This is a genomic window from Mycobacterium tilburgii, assembly GCF_902168065.1.
GTDB classification, from domain to species: Bacteria; Actinomycetota; Actinomycetes; order Mycobacteriales; family Mycobacteriaceae; genus Mycobacterium; species Mycobacterium tilburgii.
This window is the reverse complement of sequence record NZ_LR655729.1, coordinates 1-18,103: the sequence shown is the minus strand read 5'-3', so window position 1 is coordinate 18,103 and position 18,103 is coordinate 1. Positions and strand designations below refer to the sequence as shown.

The 18,103-nt window shown below is 68.0% G+C and carries 16 protein-coding genes and 7 pseudogenes; 9 read left to right on the top strand and 14 right to left on the bottom strand.

The features are described 5' to 3' along the window. Positions 1-49 precede the first annotated feature (49 nt). The 4 genes from sepX to FQ389_RS14230 all read right to left on the bottom strand — a co-directional run bounded on the left by sepX (position 50) and on the right by FQ389_RS14230 (position 4,296). Positions 50-1,120, bottom strand: a complete 1,071-nt coding sequence (gene sepX, locus FQ389_RS14245; protein ID WP_144208785.1) for a divisome protein SepX/GlpR — start codon at positions 1,118-1,120, stop codon at positions 50-52. 202 nt (positions 1,121-1,322) lie between these two features. Then, entirely contained in the window at positions 1,323-1,976 is a 654-nt protein-coding gene (locus tag FQ389_RS14240) for a GNAT family N-acetyltransferase (protein ID WP_186296440.1), read from the bottom strand. 21 nt (positions 1,977-1,997) lie between these two features. Continuing rightward, positions 1,998-3,290 (bottom strand): molybdotransferase-like divisome protein Glp, encoded by a 1,293-nt coding sequence (glp, locus tag FQ389_RS14235; protein ID WP_144208763.1) that lies wholly within the window; start codon positions 3,288-3,290, stop codon positions 1,998-2,000. 91 nt (positions 3,291-3,381) lie between these two features. After that, a complete protein-coding gene (locus tag FQ389_RS14230; protein WP_144208760.1) occupies positions 3,382-4,296 on the bottom strand; it encodes a UTP--glucose-1-phosphate uridylyltransferase in 915 nt (304 codons plus the stop codon). A 76-nt stretch (positions 4,297-4,372) separates the two neighbouring features. Here FQ389_RS14230 and FQ389_RS14225 point away from each other — a divergent pair, with 76 nt between their 5' ends. The 4 genes and pseudogenes from FQ389_RS14225 (at position 4,373) to mscL (ending at position 6,546) form a co-directional block, all read left to right on the top strand. Beyond that, positions 4,373-4,966 (top strand): 5-formyltetrahydrofolate cyclo-ligase, encoded by a 594-nt coding sequence (locus tag FQ389_RS14225; RefSeq protein ID WP_144208755.1) that lies wholly within the window; start codon positions 4,373-4,375, stop codon positions 4,964-4,966. Positions 4,967-5,039: 73 nt separating this feature from the next. After that, positions 5,040-5,381, top strand: coding sequence for an FmdB family zinc ribbon protein (locus FQ389_RS14220; protein WP_144208752.1), 342 nt, complete (start codon positions 5,040-5,042; stop codon positions 5,379-5,381). A 65-nt stretch (positions 5,382-5,446) separates the two neighbouring features. Next, a pseudogene (locus FQ389_RS14215) lies at positions 5,447-6,014 on the top strand (SAF domain-containing protein). Between the two features lie 123 nt (positions 6,015-6,137). Further along, positions 6,138-6,546 (top strand): annotated as a pseudogene (gene mscL / locus FQ389_RS14210) (large-conductance mechanosensitive channel protein MscL). A gap of 23 nt (positions 6,547-6,569) precedes the next feature. On the opposite strand, the gene FQ389_RS14205 reads toward mscL, so the two are convergent. The 5 genes from FQ389_RS14205 to rpmF form a co-directional block, all read right to left on the bottom strand. Then, positions 6,570-7,115, bottom strand: a complete 546-nt coding sequence (locus tag FQ389_RS14205) for a MogA/MoaB family molybdenum cofactor biosynthesis protein (RefSeq protein ID WP_144208749.1) — start codon at positions 7,113-7,115, stop codon at positions 6,570-6,572. Beyond that, positions 7,115-8,563: a S1C family serine protease gene (locus FQ389_RS14200; RefSeq protein WP_144208746.1), complete on the bottom strand. Its 1,449-nt coding sequence runs from the start codon at positions 8,561-8,563 to the stop codon at positions 7,115-7,117. Before FQ389_RS14200 ends, FQ389_RS14205 begins: the two co-directional genes overlap by 1 nt. A gap of 73 nt (positions 8,564-8,636) precedes the next feature. Beyond that, on the bottom strand, positions 8,637-10,184 hold the full coding sequence (locus FQ389_RS14190) for a sensor histidine kinase (protein WP_144208743.1): 1,548 nt from the start codon (positions 10,182-10,184) through the stop codon (positions 8,637-8,639). After that, positions 10,184-10,870 carry a two-component system response regulator MprA gene (mprA, locus tag FQ389_RS14185; RefSeq protein ID WP_144208740.1) on the bottom strand — a complete coding sequence of 229 codons (687 nt, stop codon included), beginning with the start codon at positions 10,868-10,870 and terminating at the stop codon, positions 10,184-10,186. The genes FQ389_RS14190 and mprA overlap by 1 nt, the downstream gene beginning before the upstream one ends. 120 nt (positions 10,871-10,990) lie before the next feature. Then, a complete protein-coding gene (rpmF, locus tag FQ389_RS14180) occupies positions 10,991-11,164 on the bottom strand; it encodes a 50S ribosomal protein L32 (protein WP_036471323.1) in 174 nt (57 codons plus the stop codon). A gap of 267 nt (positions 11,165-11,431) precedes the next feature. Between rpmF and FQ389_RS14175 the strand changes: the two are divergent. The 5 genes and pseudogenes from FQ389_RS14175 to FQ389_RS22665 form a co-directional block, all read left to right on the top strand. Beyond that, positions 11,432-12,005 (top strand): annotated as a pseudogene (locus tag FQ389_RS14175) (acyclic terpene utilization AtuA family protein); the annotation flags it as partial. 1 nt (position 12,006) lies between these two features. Further along, positions 12,007-12,426: pseudogene (locus FQ389_RS14170) on the top strand (acyl-CoA dehydrogenase family protein); the annotation flags it as partial. 182 nt (positions 12,427-12,608) lie between these two features. After that, complete coding sequence (locus FQ389_RS22675) at positions 12,609-12,971, top strand: carboxyl transferase domain-containing protein (RefSeq protein WP_260860779.1); 363 nt, start codon at positions 12,609-12,611, stop codon at positions 12,969-12,971. Further along, on the top strand, positions 12,941-13,042 hold the full coding sequence (locus tag FQ389_RS22670) for a carboxyl transferase domain-containing protein (protein ID WP_407662897.1): 102 nt from the start codon (positions 12,941-12,943) through the stop codon (positions 13,040-13,042). Before FQ389_RS22675 ends, FQ389_RS22670 begins: the two co-directional genes overlap by 31 nt. 2 nt (positions 13,043-13,044) lie before the next feature. Then, a pseudogene (locus FQ389_RS22665) lies at positions 13,045-13,355 on the top strand (carboxyl transferase domain-containing protein); the annotation flags it as partial. 86 nt (positions 13,356-13,441) lie between these two features. Here FQ389_RS22665 and FQ389_RS20400 read toward each other — a convergent pair. From FQ389_RS20400 to FQ389_RS14145, 5 genes and pseudogenes are all read right to left on the bottom strand, one after another. Beyond that, positions 13,442-13,543: pseudogene (locus FQ389_RS20400) on the bottom strand (hypothetical protein); the annotation flags it as partial. Then, a pseudogene (locus FQ389_RS14160) lies at positions 13,536-14,921 on the bottom strand (magnesium chelatase). The pseudogenes FQ389_RS20400 and FQ389_RS14160, both read right to left, overlap by 8 nt. A 42-nt stretch (positions 14,922-14,963) precedes the next feature. Beyond that, on the bottom strand, positions 14,964-16,547 hold the full coding sequence (gene purH, locus FQ389_RS14155; protein WP_144208779.1) for a bifunctional phosphoribosylaminoimidazolecarboxamide formyltransferase/IMP cyclohydrolase: 1,584 nt from the start codon (positions 16,545-16,547) through the stop codon (positions 14,964-14,966). 8 nt (positions 16,548-16,555) lie between these two features. Next, positions 16,556-17,203: a phosphoribosylglycinamide formyltransferase gene (gene purN / locus FQ389_RS14150; RefSeq protein ID WP_144208737.1), complete on the bottom strand. Its 648-nt coding sequence runs from the start codon at positions 17,201-17,203 to the stop codon at positions 16,556-16,558. Positions 17,204-17,284: 81 nt separating this feature from the next. Continuing rightward, a partial coding sequence (locus tag FQ389_RS14145; protein ID WP_260860777.1) for a cell division protein PerM occupies positions 17,285-18,103 on the bottom strand: 819 nt, incomplete at its 5' end.

Below are 18,103 nucleotides of genomic sequence, written 5' to 3'. Positions count from 1 at the left end.
GACCGCTAGCAGGCTACCAGTTCTTCGGAGGCGCCAGCACCACCAGGCTCTACTGACCGACGGCGCGCGGCAGGTCCCGGGGCCAGCCGAAGTTCTGCTGCGGCATCGCGTAGTCGAGATGCTCGAAGATCGGGTCCTCGTCGTCGATCTCCAGCACCACCGCGCCGGGGCGACGCAGCCGCGACGGGACGACGTCGTAGCCGCGGTCGCGGGCATTCTCGACGCCGAGGCGCGCGCGGGCCATCCGCTGCGCGCGGCGGCGACGGACCTTCTCCTCGATGCGGGTCTGGCGGCGCAGATAACCTAGGTAGAGCACGGTGATCGCGGTCGCGAACCCGCAGACCCACCACGCGGTCGGGGTGATTTCGAACGCGGCCGTCGCGGAACCGATCAGGATGACCGCCATCACCATTAGCGCCTTCTTGCGGAAGGCGTACTTGCGCGCGGTGACAGCGGCCGCGGTCCTGGCGTCGAAGCGACGCCGGCGCTGGGCGCTGACCGGCGCGATCCGCTCGCGGGGAGCTTCGTCCTCTGCCTCGGACTCTAGCCCGGACGAGTCCTCGACGTACTCGTACTCGTCGTCGAGGTGATCCTCGGCGGTCTCGGCTTCATCTTCGCCCTCGTCGTCGCGAGCCTCGTTGTGGTCGTCCTCGTCGACCGTCGCAAGTTGGGGCTCGGTGGCCTCGACGCTGTAGCCGGCGTGCAGGGCACCGGAGTCTTCGACGACGTCGACATTGAGGTACTCGGACTCGGCCGGCTCGGCGACCGCCGCCTTCACCACCACGGGTCTGGCGGGTCGCAGCTCCTCGTCCTCGGCGTCGTGATCGTCGTCGGTCTCGGTCTTGCCGGCCCGGTGGTCGGCCTCTTCGTTGGCCTGGTCGAGCCCGTCATCGGCCACGTCTTCCCCCGGCTTCCAGTGCGGGTCGCTGGGGTGCCCCGTGGCCGGGCCGGTGCGCCGCAGCAGCCGGGAGCCGGCTCCGCCGTTGAGCACCCGCGTCGCCAGCGCCACGTCGCTGGTGCGTCGCACGGCGTCGCGTTTGCTGATCAGCATCGGGACCAGCACGAACAGCCAGAGCACCACGAGGGAGATCCACAACAGCGACTGCGGGATGGTTGGCATGATGACCTGCTCCTTCTGGCCGGAATCCCCCACGAGGTGACCCACGCGGTCGGGACCTGTGACCAGCACAATTACACACCTGTAATTTGCGTCAATCAAGTATTACACGCCACATATGTCACGTTGGCAACATATTTATCGCGATTTCCCAACGGCGGCGGGCCGGGAGCGCAGGCAAGCGAGCAAGCGCACGCGCCAAAAACTAAGCCCAGCTTGCGTGCCCGGCGCGGACCAGCATCGACGTCACCGATCCGCACACCTCCTCGGTGGTGATGGCCATCAGCAGATGATCACGCCAGGCGCAATCGACCTCGAGGTAGCGGCGCAGCAGGCCCTCTTCGCGAAACCCGACCTTCGCCAGCACGGCGCGGCTCGCCACGTTCTCCGGACGCACGGTGGCCTCCACGCGGTGCAGCATGACCGGCCCGAAGCAGTGGTCCAGACCCAGAGCCAGCGCGCCGGTCGCCACACCGCCACCGGTCGCCGAGCTGGCCACCCAATAACCGATCCACGCCGAGCGCAGTGCGCCATGCGTGACGTTGCCGATGGTCAGCTGCCCGCAAAACTGCCCGTCAAGCTCGATCACATAGGGCAGCATGCGGCCACTACGAGCCTCGGCACGCAGCCCGGAACATAGTGCCGGCCACGCCGCGACGGTGTGCCGGGTCGTCCACTCGCCCTCGGCCGTCGGCTCCCACGGCTCCAGATGCGGCCGGTCGGCCAGTCGGTGGCGACTCCACTGGGCGCCGTCGCGCATCCGGACCGCACGCAACCGGATCACGCCGGCCGCGACCCGCAGCGGCCCGACGGACAGGGGCCAACCGGGATGACGGGAATTGGAGCGCAAAAGATTCACAGGTGTGCGCAGTCGTCAGGGTCAACCGCGCTGGGCCAGAAACGCCACGTCGACGATCTCTCCGGTCCGGATCTGTTCAGCCCCACTGGGCACCACAACTAGACAGTTTGCCTCAGCCAGCGTTGCGAGCAAGTGCGACGATGTGCCCGGCCCTCCGCCCAGCGCCTGCACCAAGTATTCGCCGCTGTCCTGATCGCGCATCAGCTGGCCGCGCAGATAGCCCTTACGCCCGGCGACCGACGTGATCGGCGACAGCGTTCGGGCCTGCACGATGCGACGCATCGGCTGGCGCTTGCCCAGCGACAGCCGGATCAGCGGCCGCACCATCACCTCGAAAACCACCAGCGCGCTGACCGGGTTGGCCGGCAGCAGAAACACCGGCACACCCTCGCGGCCCAGCTGCCCGAAGCCCTGCACCGACCCGGGGTGCATCGCGACCCGGACCACATGCATGTCGCCCATCTCGGAGAGCACCGCCTGCACGGCCTCGGCGGCCGCGCCGCCGACTCCCCCGGCGATCACCACGATCTCGGCGCGATTGATCTGACCCTGGACGATCTCGCCGAGCTCCTTCGGGTTGTTGGACACGATGCCGATGCGGTTGACATCCGCGCCGGCGTCCCGGGCCGCGGCCGCCAGCGCGTACGAGTTTACGTCGTAGACCTGCCCGTGGCTCGGGGTCCGCGAGATGTCGACCAGCTCGCCACCCACCGCCATCACCGACACCCGGGGCCGCGGATGGACCAGCACACGCTCCCGGCCGACCGCGGCGAGCAGACCCACCTGCGCCGCCCCGATAATCGTTCCGGCGCGGACCGCGACGTCGCCGGGCTGGACGTCGTCACCGGCCCGCCTCACGTAGGCGCCCGACGGCGCCCCGCGCAGAATCCGCACCTTCGACGTGCCGCCGTCGGTCCAGCGCAGCGGCAGCACGGCGTCGGCCAGCGTGGGCAGCGGCGCCCGGGTCTGCACCCGCACGGCCTGCCGCGGTTGCAGCCTGCTGGGCGTGCGGGCGCCGGCCTCGATCGTCCCCATCACCGGCAGCACCAGCCCGCCGATGTTGTCGGCGTCGGCCATCGGCTCGTTGGTTTCCTCGGGCGGCAGGTCGCCGCCCACCTCGCCGACTCCCAGCACGTCGACGCTGCGCACCGCATAGCCGTCGATCGCCGCCTGGTCGAAGCCGGGCAGCGGCTGCTCGGTCACCACTTCTTCGGCGCACATCAGCCCCTGCGCCTCCGCGATGGCCACACGTATTGGGCGCGGCGCTACCGCAGCCGCCGTAATCCGGGCTTGCTGTTCTTCCACCGAACGCACTGGACGCGCCTCTCTGCCGTCGGTCCTGACGGACGCCGTATCGGTCCTGAGCCCGACCGCCGATCGTGCGTCGGCACCGGCATGCGGCCAGCTACTGCTCGTTCAGGCCCAATCGCGCCACCAACCACCGCCGCAATTCCGGGCCGTAGTCGTCACGATCCAATGCAAAGTCAACCGCAGCCTTGAGGTAGCCGCCGGGATTTCCCAGGTCGTGTCGAGATCCGCGGTGCACGACGACGTGAACCGGGTGGCCCTCCTTGATCAACAGCGCGATCGCGTCGGTGAGCTGCACCTCGTTTCCGGCGCCGCGATCGATGCGATGCAGCGCGTCGAAGACGGCCCTGTCCAGGACATAGCGGCCCGCTGCCGCATACATCGACGGGACGTCTTCGGCCTTGGGCTTTTCGACCATGCCGTTGACCTTGAGGACGTCCGGATTGTCGGCCCCGGCAACCGGTTCGACGTCGAACACTCCGTAGGCGCTGATCTCCTCGGGTGTCACCTCGATGGCGCACAGCACCGTGCTGCCGTACTGGGCGCGCACCTTGGCCATCGTCTCGAGCACACCCGTCGGCAACACCAGGTCGTCGGGCAGCAGCACCATGACGGCTTCCTCGTCGGCGGCCAGGGTGGGCTCCACGCAGCTGATCGCGTGGCCTAGCCCGAGCGGTTCGGCCTGCACCACGGACTCCACCTTGATCAGCTGCGGTGCGCGCCGCACCTTGTCGAGCATGGCCTTCTTGCCGCGTGCCTCGAGAGTGCCCTCCAGCACCAGGTCCTCGACGAAGTGCGCGACGACGCCGTCCTTGCCCTCGGAGGTGATGATCACCAACCGCTCGGCGCCGGCGGCCGCGGCTTCCTCGGCGACCAGCTCGATCCCCGGCGTGTCGACGACGGGCAGCAGCTCTTTGGGCACCGTCTTGGTGGCCGGTAGGAAGCGGGTGCCCAGACCGGCTGCCGGGACGATCGCCGTGTACGGGATCGGGACTTCATCTGGCCGTGACATCGTTCACACCTTAGCGCTCATAGGGTTTGCCGCCACTGGTTAACTGGCCGAATTCCCGTGCTGTCATCGTTAACACATGACAGGCCCGACCAAAGCCGCCCTGCGCGAGCAAGTACTGGCGGCCCGCAGTCGCGTTGCCGTGGAGATTCGCGCCGCTGAGGCGCAAAAGCTCAAAGAGCACTTGCGGCTTGCGGTGAGCAGCGGCAGCACCGTCTGCGCCTACGTGCCGGTCGGCACCGAGCCAGGCTCGGTGCCGATGCTGGACATGTTGCTGGCGCGTGCGCGGCGGGTGCTGTTGCCGGTTGCCCGTACCATCGGCGACGGCACGCCGATGCGGCTGCGCTGGGGCTTGTACCGCCCGCGCGAGCTGGTCTCCGGTCGGTGGGGGCTGCAGGAGCCGCCCGAGCCGTGGCTGCCGGAGTCCGCACTGGCGGAAGCCGAACTGGTGGTCGTCCCGGCGCTGGCCGTCGACCGCCGGGGCGCCCGGCTGGGCCGCGGCCGCGGGTTTTACGACCGCTCGCTGGACGCCAGGAACCCGCAGGCCCGCCTGATCGCGATGGTGCGTGACGCGGAGTTCGTCGCTGAACTTCCGGCCGACCCGCACGACGTTCCGATGACCCATGTGATCACGCCTACCCGGGGAGTAATCGCGCTACGCGCTGGGGAATGAGACGGACTTCATCACCGTTTTAGCACTCAAGCACTGTAGAGTGCTAACGAGACTTATCTGACGGAGGTTTCCAGTGCCGACCTACAGCTATGCGTGCACCGCGTGCGGCGACCGCTTTGAAGCGGTGCAAGCCTTCACCGATGACACGTTGACCACCTGCCAGAAGTGTGCGGGCCGACTGCGCAAGCTCTTCAACTCCGTGGGCGTGGTGTTCAAGGGCAGTGGTTTCTACCGCACCGACAGCCGCGAGTCGGGCAAGAAGTCAGCCTCGAGCAACGGCTCGTCGGCCAACGGCTCGGGATCGAGCGAGAGTTCCAGCTCCAGCGACAAGTCGACCTCCAGCGAGAAAGCCGGCTCCAGCGAGAAAGCCGGCTCCAGCGAGAAGTCGTCGTCCACTGCGGCCGCGGCGAGCTAGTAGTTACCCACAGAACGAAGTCCTGACTGGCAGCCTCGCGGCCGCGCGGCGCTTACCGTGATGGCGTGGGCAAGCCGTCGCTGAACCCAACGCTGTTACGCCGGTTGTCGGCGGCGCTGCGGCCGGACCCGGAGGGTGACCGGGCCGACGCGGTGGTGGCCACCCACGATCCGCCCCCGGAACGGCGTTAACGACCGACGACGTACGGGTAGACGTTTGGCGACAACGCTTTCCGACGGTTCGCAGCCCGACCTGGGTGCGGTGCTGGGGTCCACGCTGACCAGTCCGACGCGCCGCGGCGAGGTGCTCACCGACGTCCGGCTGCTGGGCAGTCGGCTGGCCAAGTTGACGGCCGGGCCGGGCGCCCGGATCGTGCCGCTGCACCTGGCCGACTGCGCACTGATCGACCTCATCCGCGCGAGCAACGTCATCGAAGTGCTGGCCGCGCCGCCCAACGCCCCGACGGTCAGCAGGGTAGTGGCGACCGACGCCGTCGTGTTACTCGTGTCGCCGCGGCAGAAAGTCCAGGCCGGTGACGGTGACCGCGTAGTGTTGGTTGCGCTGCCGGCTCGCGTAGCGAACACGGTGGCAGGCTCGGTCTTGGGGCAGTCGGTGACCCTCACCCTGCACTGAAGTGCCTGGCTCCGGCGCCACACCTGGCAGCAGACTGTGTCCAGCCCAGAAAGGACGTCGGAATGCTCAAGGGGGTTCAAGGAGTTTCTCGCGCGGGGCAATATCGTCGACCTGTAGGTCGCGGTGGTCATTGGTACAGCGTTCACCGCGTTGGTCACAAAGTTCACCGACAGCATCATCCAGCCCTTGATCAATCGCATCGGCGTCAACGAGAAATCCGACGTCGGCGTCCTGCGGATCAGCATCGGCGGCGGCCAGACCATCGACCTCGACGCTGTGGCCGCCATACAACTTCGTGTTGGTCGCCGCGGTGGTGTACTTCCTCGTTGTGTTGCTATACAACACCTTTCGCAAGCGCGGCGAAGTCGAACAGGCCGACGACGCTCAGATCGTCTTGCTCACCGAGATCCGTGATCTGCTCGCGCAGACCTACGGCGCCGCCACGTCGGGCAAACACGGCGGGACGGGCACGACACCGCCGCCCCAGCACGTGCCACGCGCCGACGCGGAGTCCCAGCAGAGGTCGCCATAGCGCGACCCTGGGGGGCCCGGACTTTAAATCTCGAGGCTCGACAACTGCCCGATGATTTGGGCTGCGAGCGGATTCAGCGTGGCCATCCCGTCGCGCACCGCGTACCGCGAACCGGCGAGGTTGACCACGAGCGTGCTGCCGGACACCCCGGCCAGACCGCGCGACAACCCCGCGTCGATGATCCCGGCGGACAACCCGGAGGCGCGAATCGCCTCAGCGATACCCATGATTTCGCGGTCCAGGATTTCGCGGGTGGCCTCCGGGGTGACATCGCGCGGCGTGACGCCGGTCCCGCCGACGGACACGACCAGGTCCACGCCGCCGATCACCGCGGTATTCAACGCGTTGCGGATCTCCACCTCGTCGGCCGCCACGGCGACCACACCGTCGACCACGAACCCGGCCTCGGTCAGCAGCTCGGTGACCAACGGCCCGCTGTGGTCCTCGTCGCCGTGCGCGGTGCGATCGTCGACCACGACGACCAACGCCCGGCCGACTACCAACTCCGCACCCGTTCCCATGGGTGCCACCGTATATCCGAGCTCCGAAATCGGCTCATCTACTCTCATCACGAATCCGCCTTGCCGAGGGTGACCTGCACGGTTCGGCTACCGCCGCCGGGGTCGGAGAAGGTCAGCGTTACCTTGTCGCCGGGTGCCTTGGACCGCACGGCGGCAACCAGCGCGTCGGCGTTGTTGATCGGGCGATCATCGACCTTGGTGACCACCACATTCTTGGGCAGGCCCGCGTTGGCGGCCGCCCCGCCCTGCACGACGTCGACGACCTTGGCGCCAGGTGTGCTCTTGTCGCTGGTCACCTGCACACCGAGCGAGGCGTGGGTGGCCTTGCCGGTGCTGATCAGCTCGTCGGCGATGCGCTTGGCCTGGTCGACGGGAATCGCGAAACCCAGTCCGATCGAACCGCTTTGGGCGTCGGGCGAATCGGAGCCCAGGGTAGCGATCGCGGAGTTGACACCGACCAGCTGCCCGCTCAGGTTGACCAGCGCACCGCCGGAGTTACCCGGGTTGATCGCAGCGTCGGTCTGAATCGCATCCAGCACCGTGTTCTGGTTACCGGACTCGCCGGTCGTTGACACCGGACGGTTCAACGCGCTGATGATGCCGGTGGTCACGGTGCCCGACAGACCCAGCGGCGAGCCGATCGCGATCACCGGCTGACCGACCCGAACGTCCAACGACGAACCCATCGCGATGGGGGTCAGCCCGGACACGCCCTGCGCCCGGACGACGGCGATGTCGCTAGTGGGATCGGCGCCCACCACCGTGAACGGTGCGGTGCGGCCGTCGGAGAAGGTGACAATTGTCTTCGGGGTGGGATTACCCGGCCCGCCGGGCGGCAACGGCACCCCGCCAGGCCCGCCCGGTCCCCGCTGCGGGCCGGCGGCGGCCGCGATGACGTGGTTGTTCGTCAGGATCAAGCCGTCCGAGGACAGGATGATGCCGGAGCCCTCTTCCGATGCGCGGCCGAGATCAGTCTCCAGCATCACGACGCTGGGCACTACCTTCGCGGCGACCTGTTCGACGGTGCCGCGCGCCATGTTGGCCGCCGGAACGCCGGGAGTGGCGCCCGAGGACTTGCTGGCGCCGCTGGCCGTGGCGGAGTGCGTGTTGAGCTCGACGACGATGGCCGTGGCGCCGCCGATGCCGGCCGACACCACCGCGATCGCGACCGCGCCCACGGCCAAGAGGCCGGCGCGGGATCGCTTCTGCGGGCCGCGCGGCGGGCCCATCGGCGGCAGCATGCCCGGGATCCGGCCCAAGCCGGTGCCGCCGGAGATGGGACCCGACCCGGTGTCGCCGAACGGCTCGTAGGGCCGGCGGTACTGCATCGTGTGCGACGGCTGGCCCTGCTGGTACCGCCAGTCGAAGGGCTGATTGAACGGTTGCTGCGGCCCCTGACCGTACGCGAGCGCTATCCCGGACTCAAAGGGCTGGTTCGGCGCGCTGCGGTATCCCGGCTGCTGCGGCGGTGGCGAATACCTCGGGTCATTCGTCATGTCGCTAAGTCGCTCTTCCTTTAAATGGGGTGCAATCGAGCTCAACTGGCTCGATTTCCAACAGTAACTGCAACTACCTTGCGCGCGCGGACTGAGAGTCCACTGATATAACGTTCGTCGTATCCCGAGAGTTCGCCGCGGGGACGGCGGGGTCGGTCACGGCGTCGCGGTGGGCTTCGCCAAAAGCTTCGCCCCCGCCCCGGGAATACGTCGTCACCGGCAACGGCCGACCCAGAAGCAGCACGTAGATCGACGTTCCCGGCGGGTGGCCGCCCGAAACCGTGTCCTCCACCCGCAACATCCCGCCGTGGTTGAGCACCACCTGCTTGACGATCGCCAGGCCCAGGCCCGAACCGGGCATCGCCCGCGCCGTCGTGGACCGGTAGAACCGCTCGAAGACCAGACGCCGCTCGTGCGGCGGGATTCCCGGCCCGTGGTCGGAGACGATCAGCTCGGCATGCGTCGGATCGAGCTGATGCATCCGCACTCCGACACGACCACCGGGCGGACTCCACTTGGCCGCGTTGTCCATCAGGTTCAGCGCCGCCCGCGACAGTCCGGCCGCGTCGCCGTAGACCTGCCATCCAATCACGTCGACGTCGAAGTGAATATCGTTGCGGCGCCGCTTGACTCGCTCCAAGCTCCGGTAGATGACCTCGGACATGTCGACCGGCTCGTGTACCACCTGACCGACGTCGTCGCGGGTCAGGTCGACCAAATCGCCTACCAAAGTGGACAATTCCTCGATCTGTGCGAGCACGTCGGCACGCAGGTCGATCATTTCCTGTTCGGGAAGTCGCGGGGCCCCCGGTTCCATCGACGCCATCAGCAGCTCGACGTTGGTCCGCAACGACGTGAGCGGGGTGCGCAACTCGTGTCCGGCGTCGGTGACCAGTCGCGCCTGCCGTTCGCGCGACTCGGCGAGTGCGCGCAGCATCAAGTTGAATGCCTCAGTGAGCCTTGCCAATTCGTCACTACCGAACACCGGGATGGGCCGCAGATCGTCGGTGCGGGCCACCCGCTCGGTGGCCTCGGTCAATCGCTTGACCGGCCGTAGTCCCGCCCGGGTGACCATCCCACCCGCCACCGCAGCCACCGCGACGCCGACACCGCCGACGATCAACAGCACCCAGCGCAGTTTCGTCATCACCGCCTCGGTCGGCTTGAGGCTCTTGGAGATCAGCAGCGAAGTGCCGTTGGGTAGGTGGATGGCCAGGATGCGCTGGTCGGCCGCGGTGCGCCGGGACATGAACAGGTCGCCCCGGATGACCGCCTTCTCCGGCGAGTCCACAGGCAGAGTCTGCCCGGGCTGCTGTGCCGTGTAGATCGAGTGCCCCGGGTTCACCAGCATCGCGTTGACGTCCGAGTACGCCGTACCCTCGATCGCCTTGGCCGGGTCGGCGGCCAGCGAACCGCTGGCGATCAGCAGCTGCGCGCGGCTGTCCAGCTGGTTGTCGATGTCGCTGTGCAGGGCGGCCGCGATCACCGCGTAGACGGCGAAGGCCATCAACACCACAACCATGGCCACCATCGACATCGCCAGCAACATCACCCGCCACCGCAGCGACAACGAACTGGGGGCTCGCAGCGGCGCGTGCCGGCGTCGTTGGGACCCGATCATCAGGGCGGCGTCTCCCGCAGGACATAGCCGACGCCGCGGACCGTGTGGATCAGCCGCGGTTCACCGTCGGCCTCCGTTTTGCGCCGCAGGTACCCGACGTACACCTCGAGCGCATTGCCGGAGGTGGGAAAGTCGAAACCCCACACCTCTTCGAGGATGCGGCTGCGGGTGAGCACCCGACGCGGGTTGGCGATCAGCATCTCCAGCAGCGCGAACTCGGTGCGGGTCAGGCTGATCCGGCGCTGGCCCCGGGTCACTTCTCGGGTCAGCGGGTCCAGCGTGAGGTCGGAGAACCGCATGGCCACCGATTCGGCGTCGTCATCGGGTTTGGTGCGGCGCAGTAGCGCTCGCATCCGGGCCAGCAGCTCTTCGAGCGCGAACGGCTTGGGCAGATAGTCGTCGGCGCCGGCGTCCAGGCCGGCGACCCGCTCGGACACCGAATCGCGGGCAGTCAGCACCAGGATCGGCAGGTCATCGCCGGTGCTGCGCAGTTGGCGGCAAACCTCGAGACCGTCCAGCCGCGGCATCATCACGTCCAGGACGAGCGCGTCCGGTCGATCGCTAGCGATCAGTTCTAGTGCCTCGACACCGTCATTCGCCAGCTCGACCGAGTAGCCGTTGAAGGAAAGCGATCTGCGCAGCGACTCGCGGACCGCGCGATCGTCATCGACGACAAGAATGCGCACGGCCACTAGTTTCGTCTTGGGGCCTGAGAGCGGTCTGAGAGGTGCACCGGGTATTTCCCGAGATCTACGCTCGGCGACGACGCGCGCCGACACGACCGGGAAAGCGCGCGAACAATCCAGCTAGCGACGGTCGAGATCGATCAGGCCTAGGCGCGCGGCCTTGAGCAGCCGGCGCGGCACCTTGTGCTTCTGACCGGCTACGGTCACGCCGACGAGCTCGGTCTTCTCGGCCTTCCACTGCGAGCGGCGGCTGCGGGTGTTCGAGCGCGACATCCTGCGCTTGGGTGTGGCCATGGTCGGGCCTTACTCCTCGTGTGGGTTTCGGGTCGTGCATCGCACGGCATAACCTAAGGGCCGAGGCGCGATTATATTTTAGTATAGTCTGGTGATCTGTTGGCCGCCAAATGGGCGGTGCGGCGACCCGGCCGGGACCGCCATCAGGACCGCGGCTATAGCCAGCGGCGCCGGGGCGGGCATACTTGACGTGACTCCGGCGGTACCGCTAACCAACCGGGTGGTTGGTTGGTTGAGCGGTAATCGCTGAATAGAGGACGCATGCCAATGGCCTCTGCTTCTGGTGGTCCGCCTGGCGCCGTCCGGATCGCGAACTGCTCGGGGCTCTACGGCGACCGGCTCTCCGCGATGCGCGAGATGCTGACCGGCGGTTCGGTGCACTACCTCACCGGCGACTACCTGGCCGAGCTCACCAAGCTCATCCTGGGCCGCGACAAGATGAAGCATTCCGAGCGCGGCTACACGAAGACGTTTTTGACCCAGCTCGAGGACTGCCTGGGCGAGGCCCGCGACCGCGGGGTGCACATCGTCGCCAACGCCGGCGGCGCAACCCGGCCGGCCTGGCCGACGCGATCCGTGCCCTGGCCGAGCAGCTGGGCATCCCGGCCCGCATCGTCCACGTGGAAGGCGACGACCTGCTGCCCCGCGCGGCCGAGCTGGGGCTGGGCACTCCGCTGACGACCAACGCCTACCTGGGCGCCTGGGGCATCGTCGACTGCCTGGCGACGGGGCCGACGTGGTGGTCACCGAGCGGGTCACCAACGCCTTGGTGATCGTCGGCGCGGCGGCCGCGCACTTCGGCTGGGGTCGCACCGACTACGACGAACTCGCCGGCGCGGTGGATCGGGCTTGCCGCACAAGCGTATTCGAGCGCGCAACGCTGCCTAGACATCACCGCGCAGTGGTGCCGCGACCGTGAGACGTTCGGCCGGCCTCTGATTTCCCGGCAGTCCGTGCAGAACACCCTGGCGGAGATGGCCCGGCGCATCGACGTCGCCCGAGTCTATGCCCGCAACGTCGTGGAACGCCAACTCGCCGGCGAGACCAACCTGATCGCGGAGGTGTGCTTCGCCAAGAACACCGCCGTCGAGGCCGGCGAGTGGGCGGCCAACCAGGGCGTCCAATTGTTAGGCGGCATGGGCTATATGGCCGAATGTGAGATCGAACGTCAATACCGCGACATGAGAATCATCGGGATCGGCGGCGGCACCACCGAGATCCTCACCGCGCTGTCCGCCAAACTGCTGGGATTCCAGGCGTGAGCGCAGCACCGCACCGGGACGTGCCCGACCGCCGTCGCCGGAGCTGGCCATGACCGTGCAGCAGTCCACGCTCGACCCGAAAGCCGAGGCCTACGCCGACGCGGCGGAAACGATGCTGGCCAAGTTCGCCGAGATCGACGGCGAACACGCCAAGGGCCCTGGCGGGCGGTGGGACGAAATATGTGGAGCGCCACCACGCACGGGGCAAGCTCACCGCACGGGAACGCATCGAACTACCGCTGGATCCCGATTCGCCGTTCCTCGAGCAGAGCCCGTTGGCCGCGTATGGCAGTTCCTTCACCCTGGGGGCCAGCGTCGTGGTCGGCATCGGCGCGATCGAGGGTGTGGAATGCCTTGTCGTCGCCAATGATCCGACCGTCAAGGGCGGCACCAGCAACCCGTGGACGCTGAAGAAGATCCTGTGGGGCAACCAGATCGCGCGGGAGAACCGGCTGCCGGTGGTGTCGCTGGTCAAGTCCGGCGGCACCGACTTTCCTACCCAGAAAGAGATTTCGTGCCGGACGGCCGGATGTTCCGCGACCTGACCCGGCTTTCGGCGGCGGGCATCCCGACCATCGCGCTGGTCTTCGGCAACTCCACGGCCGGCGGCGCCTAACCATGTCCGATCACGTGGTGATGATCAAGGAACGCTCGAAGATGTTCCTGGCCGGCCCACCGCTGGTGAAGATGGCCACCGGCGAGGAGTCCGACGACGAATCGCTGGGCGGTGCCGAGATGCACGCCCGCACCTCTGGTCTGGCCGACTATTTCGCCATCGACGAGCTTGACGCCATCCGCATCGGGCGGCGCATCGTCGCCCGGCTCAACTGGGTCAAGCAGGGCCCCGGCCGCGGCCCGTGGTCGAGCCGCTGTTCCCCTTCGACCCGCGCGACGTCATCGCCCGCATCGTCGCGGGCTCCGAATTCGACGAGTTCAAACCCATGTACAGTTCATCGCTGGTGACCGGCTGGGCGCGGCGCGGCGAGGTGCCGGCCATGACGTCCTGCCCGATCTACTCGAGGGCCTCGCGCAGGTCCACCGGCGGGGCCAGCGGGTCCGGCCCACCGGTATACGCCGAGTAGCGCTACGAGTGCCCGCGTGAAACTGGCTTAGCCATAAACCGTTTGGTCTTCCCCGGACACCTTGTCTATGCGTTTGGCCAAATACAGCGCCTAGAGCGCCAGCTCCAGCGCCGCAGCGCGTTCGCCCTCGGATTCGACGTGCAGCCGGTCGGCGATCTCCTCCACGACGGGCAGCCCGGGAACCGCGGCCAAGACGTCCTTGGCCGAGATCCGTTCTCCCGTCGCCACCGCCGAGCCGCCCCTCCACGGCGACCACCAGGGAGCCGACGTCGATGCCGCCGAGCGCCCGCGCCGCGGTGTCGGCAGTGGCGCGGCGCAACAGGTGCTCGAGCACCGCCTGTTCCGCGGCCTTCCCCACAGGATTCGAATTCCAGCTTGCCGCGCAGCACGTCGATCACGGTGCCCAGATCGACCACCCGGGCCACCGGTCGCTCTCGCTGAGCACGGCGCCGCGATGACGGTCGGCGGCGGCGACGGTTTCGGCAGCGGCGATGGCGAACCGTGCGGACACCCCGGAGCGTTGGTCAACGAAGTTGGACTCGCGCAGATAGCGGGCGAACCGCGCGATGACCTGCATCAGGTAATCGGCCACCTGCGTAGTCAGGTGCGCCTCCTGGGCGATGACGCCCACCTCGGCGTCGAGCTCCAGCGGGTAGTGGGTGCGGATCTCGGCGCCGAACCGGACTTTGAGCGGGGTGATGATGCGGCCCCGGTTGGTGTAGTCCTCGGGATTCGCGCTGGCGACCACCAGCACGTCCAGCGGCAGGCGCAGCGTGTAGTCGCGGACCTGGATGTCGCGCTCCTCCATCACGTTGAGCACGGACACCTGGATGCGCTCGGCCAGGTCGGGCAGCTCATTGACCGCGACGATGCCCTGGTGCGCGCGGAATCAGCCCGTAGGCGATGGTCTCCGGATCGCCGAGGCTGCGGCCCTCGGCCACCTTGATCGGGTCGATGTCACCGACCAGGTCAGCGACGCTGGTGTCGGGTGTGGCCAACTTCTCGGTGTACCGCTCGCTGCGGTGCCGCCACTCCACCGGGAGGTCGTCGCCCAGGGTGGCGGCACGCCGGATCGACTCCGGCGTGATCGACGTGTACGGGTGCTCCCCCAGCTCCGCGCCGCCGATCACCGGCGTCCACTCGTCGAGCAAACCGACCAACGTGCGCAGCAGGCCGGGTCTTGCCTGGCCGCGCTCGCCGAGCAGCACGACGTCGTGCCCCGCGATTAGCGCCCGCTCCAGCTGCGGCAACACCGTGTCCTCGAAACCCCAGGATGCCCGGCCAGATATCGTCACCCTCGGCCAGCGTGGTCAGCAGATTTTCTCGGATTTCCTGCTTGACGCCCCGTTCGCGATGGCCGCTCGCACGCAGTTCGCCGACGGTTCGGGGCAGATTGCTCGCTGATGTCACCACTCCAAGTTACGCGCCGTTGACCTGCGTCACGCGGTGAGCGGTTCAGTGCGCGAAGTGACGCGCCCCGGTGAGGTAGACGGTGACACCGGCCGCGGCCGCAGCGGCAGTCACTTCGTCATCGCGCACCGAGCCGCCCGGATGCACGATCGCCCTGACGCCGGCGCTCGTCAGCGTCTCCAGCCCGTCGGGGAACGGGAAGAACGCGTCGGACGCGGCCACCGCCCCACTGACTCGGTCAACGCCTTGTGCATTCCCTCTTTCGACGGCCAGGCGGGCGGTGTCGACCCGGTTGACCTGCCCCATGCCGACGCCGACCGTGGCGCCGCCGGAGGCGATCACGATCGCGTTGGACTTGACCGCCCGGCAGCTACGCCACGCAAAGACCAGATCGCTCAGGGTGGCCGGGTCGGCCGGTGATCCGGTCGCCAGCGTCCAGTTGGCCGGGTTGTCGCCGTGCGCGTCGAGCTGGTCGCGCTGCTGCATCAACAGTCCCCCACTGATCGACCGCACTTCGGAACCGCCGGCCAGCGGTTCGGAGGCCACCAGCACCCGGATGTTCTTTTTGCGGGTCAGCATGTCGAGGGCCTCCGGCGCATACGCCGGGGCCACGATCACCTCGGTGAAGATGGTGCTGACGTACTCCGCCATTTCCAGGCTGACTTCGGTGTTGGCCGCAATGACACCACCGAACGCGCTCAGCGGATCGCACTCGTGCGCCTTGCGGTGCGCGTCGGCGACCGACACCGACGAGATCGCGATGCCGCACGGGTTGGCGTGTTTGATGATGGCCACGCACGTCTCTTCGTGGTCGAAGGCCGCGCGCCAAGCTGCATCCGCATCGGTGAAGTTGTTGTAGGACATTTCTTTTCCGTGCAGCTGCTCGGCCTGCGCCAGTCCCGGCCATGCCCCCGGATCGATATAGAGCGCTGCCTGCTGGTGCGGGTTCTCGCCGTAGCGCAGGGTCGCCGAGCGCCGCCAACTGTGGCCGAGCCAGCGCGGAAAAATCGTCTCCGGATGCTCGGGCGCCAGGGTGATTTCCATCCAGCTCGCCACGGCGATGTCGTACTCCGCGGTGTGCTGGAACGCCAGCGCCGCCAGCTTCTTGCGCTCGGCGAGGGTGAATCCGCCGTTGCGGGTCGCGGTCAGCACACCGTCGTACCCGAGCGGGTCGACGACCACCGCCACGCTGGGATGGTTCTTCGCTGCGGCCCGCACCATCGACGGTCCGCCGATGTCGATCTGCTCGACACAGTCGTCCAGACCCGCCCCGGAATCGACAGTCTGGGTGAACGGATACAGGTTGACGACGACCAGTTCGAAGGCCGCGATTCCCAGCTCCTCGAGCGCCGCGGCGTGTTCGGGCTTGCGCAGATCGGCCAGCAGACCGGCCTGCACCCGCGGGTGCAGGGTCTTGACCCGGCCGTCGAGCACCTCCGGGAAACCGGTCAGCTGCTCTACCGGCGTCACCGGAATTCCTTTGTCGGCAATGGTTTTCGCTGTGGAGCCGGTCGAGACGATCTCGACGCCGGCCGCGCTCAGCCCCTGGGCGAGTTCGACCAGACCGGTCTTATCGTACACGCTGATCAGCGCACGGCGAATCGCTCTCCTCGACTCGTCGGTATTCACAGGAGTGCTCATCCCAGGGTCGCCTTCCGTCCGATCGTGGCTGTTCTTTCGACCACCGTGACGCCGCGCGTCGCGATCGCGGCCACCACGTCCACCAACAGCCGCCGCTCGACAACCTTGATGCGTTCGTGCAAAGTCTCCTCGCTGTCGCCGTCGAGCACCATAATGGGCTCCTGCGCCAGAATCGGCCCGGTGTCCATGCCGGCGTCCACCAGGTGCACCGTACAACCGGTGACCTTGACACCGTAGGCCAGCGCATTGGGAACGGCATGCGCTCCCGCAAACGCGGGCAACAGTGCCGGATGGGTGTTCAGCGTCCGCCCGAAGTATCGTGAAAGGAATTGCGGGCCAAGGATTTTCATGAATCCCGCCGAGACGATCAGATCGGGCGCGTGCGCGGCGGTGGCCTCGGTGATGGCAGCGTCCCACGCCTCGCGGCTCGGATGGTCGCCGAGCCGCGCGGTGAAGGTCGGCACCGCCGCCGCCGCCGCGATCTCGGCGGCCTGGCAATCGCGATCCACACCGACGGCGACGACGCGCGCCGGGAAGTCGTCGACAGCTGCGGCCAGCAGGGAACTCAGCAGCGATCCGGTGCCCGACGCCAGCACCACCAGTCGCGCCAGCGCACTGGGGGGCACGCACAGCGGTTCGACCACATTGCGAGCCTACTAATGCCAGTGCCGGGCCGACGATACGACCGGCCGACGTCGTGTCGTCGCCCGCCGGCGGGAGTTCGGCTAACCCTCGGGGTCGTGGTCGCGGGCGCGCCGCTCGGACTCGTCGGGTCCTTCGGCCACCGGTTCCCGGACAGCGGGGGCGTCGTCGGGCACCGGTTCCTCGTTGAGGGGCTCCGTGGGGACGGGCTCCTCGACGGGAGACGGCGGCGCGGCCGGCCCTTCCCGTCGAGCCGAGTTCCGCTTCGGTGTCGGGCGTCGGGGCCGGCGCCTAAGTCCACCGGTCATCATGACCGTGACCCAGCCGACGACTGCGAACCAGAAGAAGGTGCCCATCCACAACGCGCCCTGGTCGACGCCGACGTCGCCGAAGTTGCCCAAACGTCCGCTGCCGCCCAGGGCCAGCAGCGACATAACCGACGCACCGGCGACCGCGGCGACGAACAGCTTGAGCAGCGCCGGAGCCAGGGGAAGCGGATATCGGGAGCATTGCTGACCGACCGCCACGCCCGAGGACGCCCCGACGATCAGCAGCGCCACCCACACCGGGCCCAGCGGCGGCGTCGGTACCGCCGCCAGGATGGGCAGCGCCGGGATGTCACCGCCGAAAACGGTGAACGAACTGAACGTCGCGAACCCGAGATGGGCACTGGACCCGACCGCGACCGCCGACGTGCCGACGACGACGTTGGGCGCGTAGAGCACCGCTAGCACGGTAAGGCTGAACTGCCCGAAGATGGAATCGGTGATTCCGAAGAGGTCTTGCATCGTCGACCAGTGCACGACCAGCGACGCGGCCGTCACCAAGCCCGACAGCCCGGTCAACGCCAAGACCCCGGCCACCGCGCCCCGCAGTGAATCGCCCAGCCACCAGTGCAGCGA